Annotated in this window: 18 protein-coding genes; 3 read left to right on the forward strand and 15 right to left on the reverse strand. The window is 72.5% G+C overall.

The window, feature by feature from the left end:
* Positions 1 to 57: 57 nt before the first annotated feature.
* On the forward strand, positions 58 to 1215 hold the full coding sequence (locus ACQPZQ_RS39515; protein WP_433289621.1) for a DUF418 domain-containing protein: 1158 nt from the start codon (positions 58 to 60) through the stop codon (positions 1213 to 1215).
* On the opposite strand, the gene manA is transcribed toward ACQPZQ_RS39515, so the two are convergent.
* The 5 genes from manA to ACQPZQ_RS39540 form a co-directional block, all read right to left on the reverse strand.
* Positions 1212 to 2426: a mannose-6-phosphate isomerase, class I gene (gene manA / locus ACQPZQ_RS39520; RefSeq protein ID WP_433299597.1), complete on the reverse strand. Its 1215-nt coding sequence runs from the start codon at positions 2424 to 2426 to the stop codon at positions 1212 to 1214. The two genes, ACQPZQ_RS39515 and manA, sit on opposite strands and share 4 nt — an antisense overlap.
* Before the next feature lie 7 nt (positions 2427 to 2433).
* Positions 2434 to 3567 (reverse strand): SIS domain-containing protein, encoded by a 1134-nt coding sequence (locus tag ACQPZQ_RS39525; RefSeq protein ID WP_433289622.1) that lies wholly within the window; start codon positions 3565 to 3567, stop codon positions 2434 to 2436.
* Positions 3564 to 3785: a Trm112 family protein gene (locus ACQPZQ_RS39530; RefSeq protein ID WP_241039677.1), complete on the reverse strand. Its 222-nt coding sequence runs from the start codon at positions 3783 to 3785 to the stop codon at positions 3564 to 3566. Before ACQPZQ_RS39530 ends, ACQPZQ_RS39525 begins: the two co-directional genes overlap by 4 nt.
* A gap of 121 nt (positions 3786 to 3906) precedes the next feature.
* Positions 3907 to 5268, reverse strand: a complete 1362-nt coding sequence (locus ACQPZQ_RS39535) for a phosphomannomutase/phosphoglucomutase (RefSeq protein WP_433289624.1) — start codon at positions 5266 to 5268, stop codon at positions 3907 to 3909.
* Positions 5269 to 5324: 56 nt separating this feature from the next.
* On the reverse strand, positions 5325 to 5672 hold the full coding sequence (locus tag ACQPZQ_RS39540) for a DUF3499 domain-containing protein (RefSeq protein ID WP_433299599.1): 348 nt from the start codon (positions 5670 to 5672) through the stop codon (positions 5325 to 5327).
* 101 nt (positions 5673 to 5773) lie between these two features.
* On the opposite strand from ACQPZQ_RS39540, the gene ACQPZQ_RS39545 reads away from it, so the two are divergent.
* A complete protein-coding gene (locus ACQPZQ_RS39545) occupies positions 5774 to 6253 on the forward strand; it encodes a metallopeptidase family protein (protein ID WP_344727150.1) in 480 nt (159 codons plus the stop codon).
* 369 nt (positions 6254 to 6622) lie between these two features.
* On the opposite strand, the gene ACQPZQ_RS39550 is transcribed toward ACQPZQ_RS39545, so the two are convergent.
* On the reverse strand, positions 6623 to 6955 hold the full coding sequence (locus ACQPZQ_RS39550) for a WhiB family transcriptional regulator (protein WP_241039680.1): 333 nt from the start codon (positions 6953 to 6955) through the stop codon (positions 6623 to 6625).
* Between the two features lie 173 nt (positions 6956 to 7128).
* On the opposite strand from ACQPZQ_RS39550, the gene ACQPZQ_RS39555 reads away from it, so the two are divergent.
* Complete coding sequence (locus tag ACQPZQ_RS39555; protein WP_241039681.1) at positions 7129 to 7902, forward strand: site-2 protease family protein; 774 nt, start codon at positions 7129 to 7131, stop codon at positions 7900 to 7902.
* Positions 7903 to 7923: 21 nt separating this feature from the next.
* On the opposite strand, the gene ACQPZQ_RS39560 is transcribed toward ACQPZQ_RS39555, so the two are convergent.
* The 9 genes from ACQPZQ_RS39560 to ACQPZQ_RS39600 form a co-directional block, all read right to left on the reverse strand.
* Positions 7924 to 8475: an NUDIX hydrolase gene (locus ACQPZQ_RS39560; protein WP_433289625.1), complete on the reverse strand. Its 552-nt coding sequence runs from the start codon at positions 8473 to 8475 to the stop codon at positions 7924 to 7926.
* On the reverse strand, positions 8469 to 9830 hold the full coding sequence (locus ACQPZQ_RS39565) for a coenzyme F420-0:L-glutamate ligase (RefSeq protein WP_433289626.1): 1362 nt from the start codon (positions 9828 to 9830) through the stop codon (positions 8469 to 8471). The genes ACQPZQ_RS39560 and ACQPZQ_RS39565 overlap by 7 nt, the downstream gene beginning before the upstream one ends.
* Positions 9814 to 10806 carry a 2-phospho-L-lactate transferase gene (gene cofD, locus ACQPZQ_RS39570; protein WP_433289627.1) on the reverse strand — a complete coding sequence of 331 codons (993 nt, stop codon included), beginning with the start codon at positions 10804 to 10806 and terminating at the stop codon, positions 9814 to 9816. Before cofD ends, ACQPZQ_RS39565 begins: the two co-directional genes overlap by 17 nt.
* A gap of 58 nt (positions 10807 to 10864) precedes the next feature.
* The gene (locus ACQPZQ_RS39575) at positions 10865 to 11692 is read right to left on the reverse strand and encodes an NmrA family NAD(P)-binding protein (protein ID WP_433289628.1); all 828 of its coding nucleotides are present in this window, start codon (positions 11690 to 11692) and stop codon (positions 10865 to 10867) included.
* Positions 11693 to 11732: 40 nt separating this feature from the next.
* Positions 11733 to 12662, reverse strand: coding sequence for a DNA-3-methyladenine glycosylase family protein (locus tag ACQPZQ_RS39580; protein ID WP_433289629.1), 930 nt, complete (start codon positions 12660 to 12662; stop codon positions 11733 to 11735).
* On the reverse strand, positions 12655 to 13725 hold the full coding sequence (locus ACQPZQ_RS39585; RefSeq protein WP_344727691.1) for an NDP-sugar synthase: 1071 nt from the start codon (positions 13723 to 13725) through the stop codon (positions 12655 to 12657). Before ACQPZQ_RS39585 ends, ACQPZQ_RS39580 begins: the two co-directional genes overlap by 8 nt.
* A 48-nt stretch (positions 13726 to 13773) precedes the next feature.
* Complete coding sequence (locus ACQPZQ_RS39590; RefSeq protein ID WP_433289630.1) at positions 13774 to 14655, reverse strand: glycosyltransferase family 2 protein; 882 nt, start codon at positions 14653 to 14655, stop codon at positions 13774 to 13776.
* An 81-nt stretch (positions 14656 to 14736) separates the two neighbouring features.
* A complete protein-coding gene (locus ACQPZQ_RS39595; RefSeq protein ID WP_433289631.1) occupies positions 14737 to 15582 on the reverse strand; it encodes a tetratricopeptide repeat protein in 846 nt (281 codons plus the stop codon).
* Positions 15583 to 15633: 51 nt separating this feature from the next.
* Positions 15634 to 16461, reverse strand: coding sequence for a glycosyltransferase (locus ACQPZQ_RS39600; protein ID WP_433289632.1), 828 nt, complete (start codon positions 16459 to 16461; stop codon positions 15634 to 15636).
* Positions 16462 to 16803: the final 342 nt, after the last annotated feature.

Here is a 16803-nt window from a genome sequence, read left to right on the forward strand (position 1 = left end):
AGCTTATCTTCTCGCCATAAGCTACGCATCCGTAGCTTAAAGAGGGGGAGGGCTCGAATGTCGACGACCGGATCGCTACCACCGCCCACTGCTCGGGCTCGGGCCCTCGCCCCCGATCTCGGCCGCGGGGCGATGCTGGCGTTGATCGCGCTGGCGCACGCGCAGGTGCTGGCCCGCGGCAGTGGCCCGCTGACGAACGCCGTGGACGCGGCGGCACAGACGGCGCTGACGTTGTTCGTGGACAGCAGGGGCTACCCGATGTTCGCCGCCCTGTTCGGCTACGGGATGGTGCACATCCTGCGCCGGCAGACGGCAAACGGTGGGTGGGAGCAGGCACGCAGCGTGCTCCGCCGCAGGGGCGGCTGGCTGGTGCTCTTCGGGTTCGCCCACGTCCTGCTGCTGTTCCCCGGCGACATCCTCGCCTCATACGGACTGCTCGCCGTCTGCCTGGTCGGTGCCCTGCGGTGGCGGGACGCACGGCTGCTGACCGTCGCGTGCGTAGCCGGCGTGGTGGGTGCCCTGGTCTACGGCGCGGTGCTGACCGTGCCCTTCCCGGACTCAGCGGGAACACCTGTTGACCCGTTGCTCTCCGCGGCCATCCGCGTGGCGTCGTTCCCGGTGCTCACGCTGCTGAACGCGGTGATGGCGGCGGGCCCCGTACTCGTCGGCGTATGGGCCGCCCGGCGCCACCTGCTCGACGAGCCCGAGCGACACAGGCGGCTGCTGAGCCGTATCGCCGCGGTCGGCATCGCGGTCGCGGTCGTCGGTGCGCTACCCCAGATGCTGGTGACGACCGGACAGTGGCAGCCGGTGGGCGGGCTCCTCCTCGCCGCCGGGGCGCTGCACACCGCCACCGGGTACGCGGGCGGGCTGGGGTACGCCGCCCTGATCGGCGTCGTGGCCGCCCGGCTCGGCCGGACGGCCCAGCAGCACCGGCGCGATGGGCGCATCGTCACCGCTCTGCGTGCCTGTGGACAACGCTCGATGAGCTGCTACCTGGCGCAGTCCGTCGCCTGGCTGGTGCTGTTCGAGCCGTACCTGGCCGACCTCGGTGGGCGGCTCGGGGTGGCCGCCGCTGCCGCCGTCGGGCTCGCGGTGTGGGCGCTCACTGTGGTGGCCGCCGACCTGCTGCACCGCCTCGGCCGGCCCGGACCCGCAGAGACCCTGCTGCGCAGGCTCACCTACGGCAGTGCCGTGCGTTCAGCGCGCTCCTAGCCCAGGCCGTCGCTCGCGAGGAAGAGCTGGGTGCCTTCCACCAGTGGCTGCACGGACAGCGCCGTCTCGTTGGCCGCGAGCCACAGCGACCCGCCACGGGTGATCTTCAGCTCGGTGCCGGGCGCGCGCACGCAGGCCGAACCCGCCGTGCACAGCAGAATCCGCGGACCGCCGTCGGGCACCGCCACCACCGCGCCGCCGTCCCCGTCGGCCAGGCGGCGCAGGAGGAACTCCTTCGCGGGAGTGTCGTAGCGGATCCATCCGCCGTCGGGCTCGCCCGTGAGCACCGGCGGCGGCTCGGCCGCGAAGTCGAGCACCCGGAGCAGCTCGGGCACGTCCACGTGCTTGGGGGTGAGGCCGCCGCGCAGGACGTTGTCGGAGTTGGCCATCAGCTCGATCCCGGCGCCCGACAGGTAGGCGTGCAGGTTCCCGGCGGGCAGGTACAGCGCCTCGCCCGGCGCCAGCGTGACGCGGTTGAGCAGCAGCGCTGCCAGCACACCGGCATCCCCCGGGTAGCGCTCCGAGAGCTCGAGCACCGTGCGTGCCTCGGCGTGGAACTCGCCCCCGGTGCCGGCCAGCCGGATACAGCCGTCCTGCAGCGCAGGGACCAGCGTGTCGAGCATCGACTGGGGCAGGGTGATCCACGTGGTGAACAGCGCCCGGAGGCCGTCCTGGTCGGGCTGCGCGGCGAGCAGCTCGGCGTGCCCCGCCAGCTCCGGAACCTCGAGCTCGCGGAGCAGCCGCACCGTGGCCTCCGGCGTGCGGAACCCGACGAGAGCGTGGAACTCGGTGAGCGCGCAGATCAGCTCGGGCTTGTGGTTGGCGTCCCGGTAGTTGCGGTCGGCGGCGTCGCGCGGGATGCCTGCGGCGTCCTCGTGCGCGAAGCCCGTGCGCGCCTGCTCGATGCTCGGGTGCGCCTGAAGGGAGAGCGGTTCGTCGGCCGCGAGCACCTTGAGCAGGAACGGCAGCGTGGCGTCCCAGTGACCGCTGCGGTCCGTGCCGAGTAGGCGCTCCGGGTCGGCGCGGAGGGCGTCGAGGAGGGACGTGTGCGAACCGTCCTCGTGCACCAGTCGCGACGGATCGGCCGGGTGCGCGCCGAACCAGAGCTCGGCCTGCGGATGTGGAGACGGCACTTCCTGGCCAAGAAGCTCGGCGATCACCGTTCGTGAGCCCCACGCATAGGCCCGTACCGGGTTGTCCAGCAGCTCCACGGTCTCGTCAGCTCTCCTCACGTCCGGCACCGGTGGAAAGGTGCCCCGGATCGATCGAGCGGGTGGCCAGCCCGAGGTACACCGCTGCCACGTCGAAACGCGACGCGAGGAGGCCGGCCCTCAACAACGGTGCGTGCGGCACGCCGCGGGCGATCTCGTCCACCGGGTGCACGACGTCGGCCGACTGCCACATGCGGCCGGCACGGCGGAGCGTCACCTGACCAGGGTCCTCCTCGCCGGTGGCGAGCAGAACCAGTCGCGGCGGGGGTGCCTCCGCGCCACCGTCCGGGTCGTCGAACGGGTCGTGGAACACATCCGACTCCCTGGCCGCGTGGTCGAGCGCGCGGAGCAGGCCGGTGGCGGTGGCGGCCCGGCCGACCTCGTCGGCGTGAGCCACCACACCGGCGTGCGTGGCCAGCGCACCGGCCGCGTGGACGGCAGCAGCCGCACCGAGTGGGTCGGTGCCCCACAACAGCGGAGTGCGGTCGGCGAGACGCAGCGCGAGTGACTTCGCGGGGTTCATGAACGGCTCGTGGGCCGGCTGGTTGCGTTCCGCCTCGGTGTCGAGCTGGTCGGCCAGCGCGTCGAGACCTGGGTCCAGCGGGCTGGAGAGCAGTCCGAGGGAACCCACCACCACGAGCCCGACGGCCAGCGCACGCGGAAGGTCGAGCCCCGGAGGAACGGGGATGCGCTGCTCGACCAGCCGGGCGCGACCCGCTCCGGCCGAGGCGACCGGGCCGTCCGTGGGCGCGGAGAGCACGACCTCCGCACCCCGGCGCACCGCGAACGCCACGCCGTCGGCGAGCTCGACGTCGTCGGCGTCGGCCGTGTGGGCGACCACCACGTCGAGCGGTCCGATCCAGGACGGCACGGTGTCCACCACGACGACCGGAACCGGAGATGACGGGCCGAGCACGGCGGTGAGCAGCCCCGCGGCCGGGCCGGAGGCACCCGGCCTGCGCACGAGCACCAGCGCCCGCGGACGCACGCCTGCGAGGTCGCCGACCCTGGCGTCGGCCGCGCCCTGCGCTGCTGATCGGACCTGTGCGCCCGCCGTGGCGGCACCACGCAGCACGCCTCCCGTGTCGAGAGCCGTGAGCGCCCGCGGATCGGCGAGCAGGATGTCGTCGAGCACCGTCACACGCCGACCACGCCGGAATCAGGGGGGTCGGCCGGCATGATCGCCTCGTCGAGCAGCAGCACCGGCACGCCGTCGACCACCGGGAAACCCCGGCCGCATGACGTGCAGGTGAGCACGTCGGCAGAGGGGTCACCGGGAGTGCCTGCCCGCAACGGCGCGTGGTCGTCGGACGGGCAGGCCAGGATGTCCATCAGCTGGGGGTCGAGCTCTACGGCCACGGTCTTCCTCTTTCTCTGCGGGACGGCTCCGCGGGCAGATCCGTACCCCGCGATGCTGCCAGGGCGAAGCGCGGAGCGCCGGGTCCATCCGACAGCCATTTTGTGCCCCCGGAGGAGCTCGCTATGCGCGGATGACCGAGAGGACCTCGTCACGCAGGACGGCGACGGCGACATCGTCGGCCGCCTCGACGTTGAGCCGCAGCAACGGCTCGGTGTTGGAAGCGCGCACGTTGAACCAGGATCCGTCGGGAAGTGCGACGGTGAGCCCGTCGAGCTCGTCGAACTCGACGCCGTCCCGATCGGAGTAGCGCTGCTTGATGGCGGCGATGCTCGCGGCCTGGTCGGCGACCGTGGAGTTGACCTCACCGGACGCGGCGTACCGCTCGTAGGCGGACATCAGCTGCGAGATCGGGCGCTCGTCCTCGCCCAGCGCGGCCAGGACGTGCAGTGCGGCGAGCATGCCGGAGTCGGCGTTCCAGAACTCCCGGAAGTAGTAGTGGGCCGAGTGCTCCCCACCGAACACCGCACCGGTCTCCGCCATCGTCTGCTTGATGAACGAATGGCCCACGCGGGTGCGGACCGCCCGGCCCCCGTGCTCGGCGACGAGCTCGGGCACGGCCCGGGACGTGATGAGGTTGTGGATCACCGCGGAGCCCGGCGCCTTGGCGAGCTCGCGGACGGCCACCAGCCCCGTGATGGCGCTCGGGCTGACGGGATCGCCGAGCTCGTCGACCACGAAGCAGCGGTCGGCGTCGCCGTCGAAGGCGAGCCCGATGTCGGCCCCCTCCTCCACGACCCGCTTCTGCAGGTCCACGAGGTTGGCCGGGTCGAGCGGGTTGGCCTCGTGGTTCGGGAACGTGCCGTCGAGCTCGAAGTACATCGGCACCACGTCGAACGGCAGCGGCGCCAGCACGGCGGGCACCGTGAAGCCGCCCATTCCGTTGCCGGCGTCGACCACGACCCGCAACCGACGGCTGCCCGACAGATCGACGAGCCCGCGCAGGTACTCGGCGTACCCGGCGAGCAGGTCGTCGCGCTCGGTGATGCTGCCGCCCCCTGGGCCGGCCGGCACCCCGGCCTCGACGGCCTGCCGGATGGCGGCGAGCCCGGTGTCCTGGCCGATCGGCACGGCACCGGCGCGGCACAGCTTGATGCCGTTGTATCTGGCCGGGTTGTGGCTCGCGGTGAACATCGCGCCCGGAAGGTCGAGCGTGCCGGAGGCGAAGTAGAGCATGTCGGTGCTGGCCAGGCCGATGGAGACGACGTCGAGACCCTGTGCCGTCACACCCTCGGCGAACGCGGCCGCCAGCTCGGGGGAGCTCGCACGCATGTCGTGGCCGATCACGACACCGCTCGCGCCTTCTGCACGCATGAGGGACGCCATGGCGGCGCCGATGTCCCGGACGGTCGGGCCGTCGAGCTGGTCACCGACAACGCCGCGGATGTCGTAGGCCTTCACGATGGCCGACAGGTCAGCTGCCACGGGGGGAGACCCTAGCGGGCTCTGCGCGAGGGGCGCAGGCAGTCGCCCGGGCGCGTTCAGTCCTCCACCGGTCCGGGGAGGACGCGCAGATGGCCGCGCCGCCCGGTGCCTGTGGTAGGGACGGCGTCGACCGGACGGTCCACCCGGCCGGCCTCCCGCACGGCCTCGGCCAGTGCCGTGAGGTCGTCGTTGCTGGGCTGTGGCGGGGCGAACTCGCCCTCGAATCGCACGACCTCCCAGCCGCGCGGCGCGGTTAGGCGGTGGGCGTGCTTCGTACACAAATCGTATGAATGTGGCTCGGCCTGGGTGGCCAACGGGCCCACGACCGCCGTGGAGTCGGCGTAGACGTAGGTGAGCGTGGCCACCGCGAGCTCGGTGCACCCGGTCCGCGAACACCGCCGCACACTCAGCACGCCTCTGACGATAGCGCTTCGACGGTCCTTGATCCCACCGCGACGCGCGGACGTCGCTGGCGGCCGGCGCCCGGAGCCGTAGGATCGCGCGGGTGACCACAGCGCGACGCACGCTGCGCCGCTCACCCCGTCGGCGGGACCGGCGCGGGCGCGGGTTGCGTGGGCTGATGTACCCGGCCACCACCCCGGCCTCACGCACCCGGGCCGAGAAGTTCGACGCACTGGTGCTGGAGGCGCTCGAACCGATCGAGCTGCGCTGGGGCACCGAGCTCGCCGAGCTCGACCTCGCTGTGGACGAGGTGCCGGAGGTCGACGTGACGTCCCCCGACGAAGTGGTCTGGGGGCAGGGCGTGCTGTCCGACGTCGGGGTGCCGCTCGCCCAGCTGGTGCCGGCGGGCGTCGACCCCGAGGGCCTCCCGTCACGCGCACGGATCGTGCTCTACCGGCGCCCTCTGGAGGCGCGGGCCCGTGGCGGAGCAGACCTGGCCGATCTGCTGCACGAGGTGCTCGTGGAGCAGGTGGCGGAGTACCTGAACATCGAGCCCGACGCGGTGGACGGCGGCGCCGAGTAGCGCCGGGAGCGCGTGATCGTCATTTCGGGGCGAACGCCCGCACAACGCACAGGCCCCGGTCCACAAACAATGATCAAGAAACGACTTCGCGGTGCCCGCTCCGGGAACATCCCCGAACTTCCCGCGGCTCTTATCGATCGTCGAAACTCAACCGGCGGGCGCTGCCCCTCCCCCTGGGCAGCGACCCCGCCGGTGTCCGACACGGTGCCCGGCGCTCGCCCGGAGCTGCCGGCCGATCGACTACCCCACCCGGTTCCGCGTCACCTCGGTGACGGATCCGGCGCACGGACGGCTGCTCGCGCCGGCGATGCTGTTCAGGGTGCTGAGGGCGGCTTCTCCGGTCCGACGAGGCCGGGGACCGTGCGGGGCTCAGACAGCGGCGCGGCGCAGCCTGCGCCGCTCACGCTCGGAGAGACCGCCCCAGATCCCGAAACGCTCGTCGTGGGCGAGTGCGTACTCCAGGCACTCGGCCCGCACCTCGCATCCCGAGCAGATCCGCTTGGCCTCTCGTGTGGAGCCGCCCTTCTCGGGGAAGAACGCCTCCGGATCGGTCTGCGCGCAGAGAGCGCGCTCTTGCCAATCCTGCTCCTCGGCCTCCTCCTCGCCGAGAGATACAACCGCCTCTCCGAACGGATCGAGAGCCGGGAACGGCACACCCGCCGTAGTCCCGACCAGCTCCATCGTGGCTGTGATCACGTTCACTCGCCTACCTCCCCGCACCCCGGCGAATGGCTGCCCGCGGGGATCCGTCGGTCCCCCACCCCTGAATAACAGCGATGTAAGTACAGCGCTGTTAGTCCGGCCTTGGCAAGCTGAAGCTGCCGTCCGGGTGATGCAGTCCACCCGGTCGGTCGTCCGATCAGCACAATGGTCCGGTGCGCCACGTATCGAAGACGGTCAGCCCGTGGTTCCTACTCCTCCTGGCCGTGACGATCGGGGGCGCTGTACTGACTGTGATCGGTACTCCGCAGATCCTGATCTCCGGCACGTCCGTGCTGCTCACCACCGGTGTCGTCCTTCTGGTTCTGGGTGGCTGGGCGGTGTCGTTGTGCCTGCACGAGTTCGGGCATGCGTACGTCGCCTACCGCGGCGGCGATCTCTCGGTACGCCACAAGGGGTATCTGACGCTCGACATCCGCCGCTACACGGATGTCGGACTGTCCTTCGTCCTCCCAATCGTCTTCCTCCTGCTGGGTGGTATTCCGCTACCGGGAGGCGCGGTGTGGATCGAGCAAGGCGCGATCCGCTCCCGCGCGATGCGGAGCTTGGTGTCACTTGCGGGCCCCTCGATAAATCTCGTGATCGGAGCGTTACTCACCGCCGCTGTCGCGCTCGCGCCGATGAGCTACGGACTCGCGGTGGGCCTGTCCTGTCTCGCCTTGATCCAAGTACTCGCGTTCGTCCTGAACATCCTCCCGATTCCCGGTCTCGACGGGTTCGGGGTGCTCGAACCGTTCCTGTCCATGCCCGCGCGGCGGCTGGCGGCTCAGGTTCGCCCATGGGCGCCGATCGTGCTGTTCCTTCTGATCATCGGTGTACCCGGGGTGTCACAGCTGTTCTTCGAGGTCGGCGGTGCCGTCTACTCCGCGATCGGAGGCGACTTCAGCCTCGCGGCCGACGGCTACGACCAGCTGCTCTTCTGGCGCTGACCAGGGCAGGAGCAGGCCCGCTCAGCCCACCGCCGTGCGACGCTCGCGGGCGAGGGCGACCATCGTCGCCACGGTGTCGGCGCCGTCGGGCAGCGCATCGATCGGCCACCACCGCAGATCGTCGGATTCGGCGCTGACGCGCGCCACCGCGCCCGCCGGCGCACGCACGAGGTACCGGACGTCGAGGTGGTGCGTGGGCACGCCGAGCGAGCAGGTGACCGGGTGGACGTCCACGTGCAGTGGCTCCTGGTCGATGCGGAGCCCCTCGATGCCCGACTCCTCCGTCGCCTCGCGCAGCGCCGCGTCCCGCAGCGAGACGTCGCCGTCCTCGCAGTGACCGCCGAGCTGCAGCCACCGCCCGACCCGCGGGTGCAGGGTGAGCAGCGTCCGCTCGCCGCCGGCGTCCAGAACCAGCGCCGAGGCCGTCAGATGCCCCGGCACGCACGCGCGCGAGCACGCGTCGTCGGGTCGTGCCGCGAGGAACGCGAGCAGGGCGTGCTGGAGCGCGCGCTGCCCCTCCTGCGCGGGTGCCCAGGCGCGTAGCTCAGCAGCGGCCGTCGCCGCCGCTACCACTCGACCAGTCCGGCGTCAGGATCCTGCGGCGGCCGGGGCGCCGACGGCTCGAGCGGCATCCCGACGGCGACCGCACCGAGGGGCTGCCAGTCGGCCGGAAGATCCAGCGCGGCCCGTACGACGTCGGGAGCGAAGATCGTGGATCCGACCCAGCACGACGCCAGCCCTTCGGCGGCCAGCGCCACCAGGAACGACTGCACGGCCGCCCCTCCCGCCACCGTGAACATCGTGCGTTCGCCGATGCGGCGGGCGTCGTCCGGGTAGGTGTGCATGCCCTCGCCGGTGCGGAAAGCCAGCACGAGTTCGGGCGCGCGGCGCAGCAGGTCGCCGCGCCGCATCCGGCGCTCGACCTCGTCGGCCGGGCGCCCGTCGGCGTGCAGGTGCTCATGCCACCGCGCCGCCATCGCGTCCAGCAGAGCGGCGCGCCGGGCGGGTGTGCGCACCCAGGCGAACCGGAACGGGGTGCTGTGGTGCGGCGCGGGGGCGGTAAGGGCCGCGCCGACGGCCCGCCGCAGCGCGGCCTCGTCAACGGGCCCGCCTGCGAAGTCGCGGGTGCTGCGACGCAGCAACACCGCCTCGCGCCTGCCCTGGGCGATCGCTTCCTCGGTGCCGAGGTAGAACATGTCCTCGTCGAGTGGCCGGACGAGGTCACGGGCGGTGGATCCGTCGTCCACCGGGCGCATCCCCCTCACCACGGCCACCGGCAGGCCGCCCAGCTTGCCCTTCACGAGGTCGGCCGCCCCCGCCACCTCGTCGGCGATCGCGACCTCGGTGACCAGCAGCTCGTTGCCCTCGGAGTCGGAGGCCCCCGCATAGCGGTGCACAGCCTCGAGACCTGCGGTGCCGATCGCGACGTCGGTCTGCCCGACCCGCCAGCTGCGGCCCATCGTGTCGGTCACCACCACCGCCACGTCGACGCCGAGCAACCGGCGCAGCTCGGCGCGCAGCTGGGCGGCGCTGCTGTCGGGGTCGGCCGGCAGGAGCGCGAGCTCGTCGCGCCGCACGTTGGAACCGTCGATGCCGGCAGCGGCCTGCACGATCCCGAGCTTGCCGGCGACGATCAGGGTGCGACCGCGCCGCGCGAGCACCCGCTCGGTCTCGGCGTCCACGAGCTCCCGGCGCAGCGCGTCGCGCGCCTCGGGGTCGGTGGGCGCGGGGACGAGCCGGCCCTCGACCTTGGAGAAGACCTTCGACGTCACCACCAGGACGTCTCCGTCGACGATCCAGGGCGCCGCGGCCGCGAGGGCGGCACCCAGGTTGTCGCCGGGCCGGAATTCCGGGAGCCCACGGACGGGCAGGATGGTGATGGCGTCGGGAGCGGCGTGGTCGACCGGCAGCTCAGCCAACTGCGGCACCCGCCAGCTCCAGGGCGCGCCGCGCCATCTCCGCAGTTGCGTCGACGTCGGTCATGAGCAGCGGGATCGATCGCACCTCGGCACCCGGCACGTCGGCGGTGTCGCCGGTGTGCACGAGCCAGCCGTCGAGCAGGCCGCCCTCGCCACGACCGCCGTAGTGGCGCCCGACCGCATCCGCGGTGGTCTCCACACCGATCGCGGTGAGGCACGCATCGGCCATCCCGCGCAGCGGCCTGCCACCGATGATCGGCGAGAGCCCGACGATCTTCGCCTGCGTGTCGCGCAACGCATCGCGGACGCCGGGTACGTCGAGCATGGCACCGATGCTCACCACGGGGTTCGACGGCGCGAGCAGCACGGCGTCGGCACCGAGGATCGCGTCGCGGGCGGCGGGCAGCACGCTCGCCTGCTCCGCACCCACCGATGCGAAGCCGTGGGCGTGCGGCTCGGCCTTGTGGCGCACCCACCACTCCTGGAAGTGGATCGCCTTGCGGGCCTGGGGGCTCGTCTCCGGGTCGTCGATCACCACGTGCGTCTCCACGCGGTCGTCGGTGGCCGGGAGCAGGGTGACGCCGGGCCGCCAGCGATGGCACAGCGCCGTAACGACGTCCGAGAGCGAATAGCCTGCCCGCAGCATTCGGGTGCGCACCAAATGGGTGGCGATGTCGCGGTCGCCCAGACCGAACCACGAGGGATCCGCGTCGTAGGCGGCCAGCTCGTCTCGCACGGCCCACGTCTCCCCGGCGCGGCCCCAACCGCGGTCCGGGTCGATGCCGCCACCGAGCGTGTACATGCATGTGTCCAGGTCGGGACAGATGCGCAGGCCGTGCATCCAGACGTCGTCGCCCACGTTCACGACAGCCGTGATCTCGTGTTCCGACTCTCCCGGGCCGACCGCGGGCAACCCCAGCGCCGCCTTCACCCCGAGCAGGAACCTGGCTCCGCCGACGCCGCCGACAAGCACCGTCACTCTCACCCGAACGAGCCTACGCGGGGAGATCGCCCCTCCGGCGCGGCGTCCTGCCTGGACGACTTCACACGGACCGCCCGAACGCCGGTGCTTGCTCGGCAGCCCAGTCCGTGAACGTCCGGGGCAGGCGGCCGGTCAGGCGCTCCACCGTGTCGGTCGCCGCGCGGGCCGACGCCGGTGGGTTCGACTGCCAGGCTGCCAAGAGCTCGATCAGCTCCTCGGCGTGGCCTGCAGCTCGCCACCGCTCGCGAGCCTGTGCCTCGGCCAGCTCGACGAACTCGACCGGCCGACCGATCGCCCGCGCGATGGCGGCCACGCGCTGCGGTGGGGTGAGCGCCTCCGGACCCGTGATCCGGTACGTCCGGCCGGCGTGCCCGTCATCGACGAGCACCGTGGCCGCGACCGCCCCAACGTCCGCCTCGTGCACCACGGCGAGCGGCACCGCCGCGAACGGCTCCCGCACCACGCCCTCGTCCCTGATCGAGGTGGCCCAGCCGAGTGCGTTGCTCATGAAGTCGACGGGCTGCAGCCGCGTCCACTCCAGGCCGCTCGCCTCCACGGCCTCCTCGACGGGCCCGTCCTCGCCGTTCCAGAGCAGGGCGACGCGGCGCACGCCGGCCTTGTGCGCGATCTCGGCGATCTCCGGACCGGTCCGCAGGGTCGCGTAGTCGTCACCGCCGACCGTCAACAGGTGGACAGCGGTCACGCCGTCGAAGGCGGGGCCGAGGGTGTCGGGGTCGGTCAGGTCACCGCCCACCACCTCGACCCCAGCGGGGAGCGCTGCGTCTTGCGGGTGCCTGGTCAGAGCGCGCACGTGCTGCCCCGCACGCAGCAGGTGCGCGACGACGTGGCGGCCTGCATTTCCGGTGGCACCGGTCACGAGAATCGTCATGATTCGGACGATAGGAGTTAAAGCGGACTCCAGGTCAAGCTCAGATCGCGCGATAGTCCTTCGGCGAGAACCGCGGCCCGAAGCGCGGTCGCCGGAAGCCCGAGACCTCCACGAACCGCACGGCCCGCTGGCGCTGCGGCGCGTAGGGCGCGAGCACGCCGAGCATCGCCGCGTCGTCGATCGGGCGCCCGACGAGGGCCCAGCCGACGAGCGTGGGAATGTGGAAATCCCCGACGCTCACGGCGTCCGCGTCGCCCCAGGCGCGCTGCGCCACCTCGGCGGCCGTCCACACCCCGATGCCCGGCACCTTGCGCAACAGCTCCCGGCCGGCCTCGCCGCCGAGCTCGCACGCGGCCTCCAGGCGGTGGGCGACGGCCGCGCTCGCGAGGATGGCGCGCCGCCGCGCCGAGTCGACGCCCGCCCGATGCCACTCCCAGTCCGGGATCGCCCGGATCTGCGCCGGGGTCGGTGGCACGCGCATCCCGTCGGCGGCCGGGCCGGGAGCCGGGTCGCCGAAGCGCCGGCACAGCTCCCGCCACGACCGGCGCGCCTCCACACCCGTCACCTTCTGTTCCAGCACCGCGGGCACGAGCACGTCCCACACCCGCATGGACGCGCCGAACCGCAGGCCCGGCATCCGCCGAGCGGCGTCGGCGACGAGCGGGTGGTGCGCGACGAACTCCTCCGGTCTGTCGTGCACGCCCAGCAGCGCGGGCAGACCGTCAAGCGACCACTGCGCACCCGGTCCCCACGCCTCGCACACCACGGTGCCGTCGGAGCGGCGATGCATACGAATGGTCGCCGGTCCATCCGGAGTGGTGGAGGCGCGCCAGATCGCCGAACCCTCGCCGACCGAGTGCCAGGTGGGGTCGCCCCGCCCGCGGCGGAGCGGGGCGAGCACACCCGAGAGGTCGAGGCTGTAGGCCGGGCGCCACTCCCGGGCCCCTGCGGGCCCGGGGTGATCAGACATCCGGGGAGAACCGCAACCCATGCGGTGGGAGCACGACGTCCGGCCAGATCCGCAGGCCGCGGCGCAGCTCGCAATGGGCCCCGACGACCGCCCTGTCCCCCACGACGGTGTCGTTGACCAGCGCGCCCTCCTCGACCCGCGCACCCGCGCCGATGACGGCGTGCTCGACGACCGCGCCTTCTCCCACCACAGCACCATCGAACAACATGGCACCTTCCACGCGGGCACCTGCCCCGATCCGGACGCCCCGGCCGACGGTGGTGCCGCCGAAGACCAGCGCGGAGTCATCGACCTCGGCACCCTCCAGCACCAGCGACTCGCCGGTCGGCCCCGGCAACGCTGCGGAGGGCGCGACCCCGCGAACCAAGTCGGCCGAGCCGTGGATCAGGTCGGCCGGGGTGCCCATGTCCCGCCAGTAGGCGTTGTCGACGTGCCCGAAGACCTGCGCCCCCGCCGAGAGCAGCTCGGGGAACGTCTCGCGCTCCACCGACACCGCGCGTCCCTCGGGGATCGACTCGATCACCGAGCGGCGGAAGACGTAGCAGCCCGCGTTGATCTGGTCGGTGGGCGGGTCCTCGGTCTTCTCGAGGAAGTCCAGCACCGAGCCCGACTCGTCGGTGGGGACGCAGCCGTAGGCGCGGGGGTCCTGCACGCGCACCAGGTGCAGGGTCACGTCGGCGTCGTTGCGACGGTGGGTGTTGACGACGGCGCGCAGGTCGGTGCCGCAGAGCACGTCACCGTTGAAGACGAGGACGTTGTCGGTGGTGAGGTACTTGGCGACGTTGCGGATGCCGCCACCGGTGCCCAGCGGGTGGCTCTCCACCACGTACTCGATCTCGAGGCCGAGTGCGGACCCGTCCCCGAAGTGCTCGGAGAACGTCTCGGCGAGGTACGAGGTGCCTAGTACGACGCGCCCGACACCCGCGGCCCGGATCCGGGACAGCAGGTGTGCCAGGAACGGCACGCCCGCCGTTGGCAGCATGGGCTTGGGGGCTGAGAGCGTTAGCGGCCGCAGCCGTGTTCCCTTGCCCCCGACCAGCACCACGGCCTCGACGTCCTGCAGCACGCGTTCTCTCCTCCAGCTCCGTACAGCTCGGTTACAGCTCGGTCTTCAGCTCTCGGGAATTCGACTCGCGATGTTTCGGTATGTGCCCCGGCCAGTGAGCGCCACCACCCGATCGGTGAGCGCCAGCAGCAGCCGGGCCGAGGCGGGGCCGCGTTCGTGCACGTACCGGTGCAGCCCGTCAGCGTGGGACGCCAGATTGTCGTGCCCGCCGCGGATCCCGGCGCCTGCCGTGATCACGACGCCGGGCACGTGCACCAGCAGCCAGCCCGCGCGGCCCAGCCGGTCGCCGAGGTCGACGTCGGCCATGTCGACGGGCCCGGGGGCGCCGAGGTAGCGGGCGTCGAGTCCGTCCACGGAATCCCAGGCGGAGCGGCGCACCAGCACGCACGACGTGGAGAGCCAGCCCGTCCTGCCGGAGCCCGCGGCGGTCGGGATCCGGTCGCGCAGCACCTGCGTGACCGAGGGCAGCGTGCCAGCCGACGGCACCACGGTGCCGGTCGCGTCGGTGAGCCGCGGCCCGAGCAGCGCCGCTCGCGGATACCGGGCGGCAGCCGCGAGCAACGAGTCCAGCGCGCCGGGCTCCCACTGCACCTCCGGGTCGCTGATCACGACCCAGCCGATCGCGGCGTCCAGCCCGGCGACGGCGCGGTTGATCGCGGCGGGCCGGCCGATGTCCTCGGCGAGCCGCAGCACCTCGACCCCGTCGTCGGAGGTCTCGGGTGCCGCGTCCCCCACCACGGTCACGACGATGCGCAGCGGGCGGGCGGTGGCCGCACGGAGCGTCCCGGCGTCGACGACCGGAGAGATCGAGCGCGCGACGGTGACCACGGCCAGCCCGTTGCCGTACGCCCGCTGTGGGTCGCCGCCCGGACCGGAGCGGCCGAGCGCCCCACGGTTCGGCTCGTCGCGGATCGGATCGCGGCCCACGGCGGCACCCTAGTGGCGCCGGACACTGCGCCCGCCGCGCCCCACCGGCCGGGTCAAAGCCCGGAACGGGTGGTGTGCGCCTCAGTCGTCCTGGTCGCCGCCGTCGAGCTCGATCATCGCCTGCCGCGCCGCCGCGTCACCGGAGTCGATCGCGAGCTGAAGGTAGGCGCGCGCCTCGTCCGGCCGGCCTTGGTCCAGCAGGAATCGCCCGAGCGCGTAGGCCCAGCCGGGCTCCTCGCGCTGCTCGGCCTCGCGCAGCTCCCGCTCGGCGCCCTCCGGATCGCCCTGCCCCACGAGGAACTGGCTGTACGCGATGTGGGCACGCAACGCCCCGAGCTCCCCGGCCTTGCGGTACCACCCGTCGGCGTCGTCGGTCCGGCCCTCCAGCGCCCGGAGGTCGGCGAGCGCCACGAGGGTGTCCGGGCGGGTCTCGTCGGCGTAGCGCTCGGCGGCCTCCCGCGCCGCAGGCAGGTCCTCTTCCTCGAGATGCAGCTCGACGAGGTTGGCCGAGGCCAGCTCGTCCCCCGCCTCGGCGGCCTGGACGAGCACCTGCGCCGCCTCACCGGTCCTGCCCTCGTCGCGGAGCAGGATCGCGAGATCGTTGGCCGCGGTGACCTCGCCGGACTCGACTGCGAGCCGCAGCATGCTCTCCGCGCCTGCGCGATCACCGAGCTCCGCCCGCGCCACCCCGAGCCGGCCCGCGAACCGCACGTCCCCCTGATCCACCACCACGGTCAGCCACTCGGCGGCGGCGTACCAGCTGCCGCTCTCGAAGTAGGCGCGGACCAATAGGTCGGGAGCGGACGGCTCACCGACGGCCACGCCCTGGCGCAGCACCTCGACGGCGTCCAGCGGCCGTCCCGCGTCGAGCAGCGCGGAACCTTCGGCGGAAAGGGGCTCGGACGGTGGCGACGACGACTGGGTCATCGGGCTCCCCTCGATCGAATGATCGATGATCCCACTTCGACCCGGCGATGATCAGCCTCGATACGTGGCGATCACATTTCGATAGGCGACCCGGCGAACCCGCTCCGGGACGAGCCGGTAGCCCCCGCGCACGAGGAGGTTGCGCGCGAACTGGCGCCCCGTCGTGAACCCCATCGAGCGGAACCGCCACTGGAGGGCAACCTCGACGCGCAGCTGCCGCAGCCCGCCCCGCCGTGCGTAGGCGCCTGCCCCGACGCGATACTTCACGAGGGGCTCCGCGAGGTTGGCCACCTGCGCTCCGGCGACGATCATCTTCGCCCAGAGCAGGTAGTCCTCCATCAGCGGAAAGTTGGTGTAACCGCCGACGGACTGCACCAGCGCACGCCGGTAGACCACAGTGGGGTGGTTGAACGGCACGGCGAACCGCGCACGGGTCCGGATGTCCCTCGGCTCGGTCGGAGGCGTCCGGGTGCCGACGACGTCGTCGGGGTGCTCACCGAACTCCAGCAGGCCCGAGCCCACGATGTCCGCGCCGCCCTCGATGATCGGCATCTGCACGGCGAACCGGTGCGGCAAGGAGATGTCGTCGGCGTCCATCCGGGCGACGACCGGGTACCGGCAGGCCGCGAGGCCGGCGTCGAGCGCGGGGCCGAGGCCGACATTGCGCTCCAACGCCACCACCTCCACGGGCACCGGACTCGTCACGGCGAGCTTCGCGATCCGCTCCTCGAGCACAGCGGGCACGGGGCCGTCACGAACGATCACGACCTCGTCCGGCTGCCGGGTCTGGTCGTCCACTGAGGAGCGAAACGCCTCGGTGAGGAAGTCGGGCTGGTCACCGGCCCACACGGGCAGCAACAACGACAGCTGTTCGGGCAACGAGGGCCCCCTCTTCTCCCGGACTGCCGTCCGGGGCCACCCTTCGTGACAAATGTGGACGCGATAACGCTCACCCGCGACACGCGCACCGCCCGAAGCGGACGAGCGCACGTCGTGCTGCACCCTAGGAGATCCGACAGTGGCGGCCTTCGGAGGTGCACAGGTGCAAGGACGGGGCAATTCCGACGACCGTCCGCGCCGCAATCCGCACCGCCCCGTCCGCCGCCAGGACGAACCACGCCGGGACCGCTCGGACCGCTCGGCGCGGTACGCGTCCGGCCGCCGGGCGACGTCCGAGCGTCGGACGACGTCCGAGCCGGGGGCGTCCGGGACCGCCAGGAC

The organism is Pseudonocardia sp. CA-142604 (assembly GCF_050948475.1).
Classification (GTDB): domain Bacteria; phylum Actinomycetota; class Actinomycetes; order Mycobacteriales; family Pseudonocardiaceae; genus Pseudonocardia; species Pseudonocardia alaniniphila.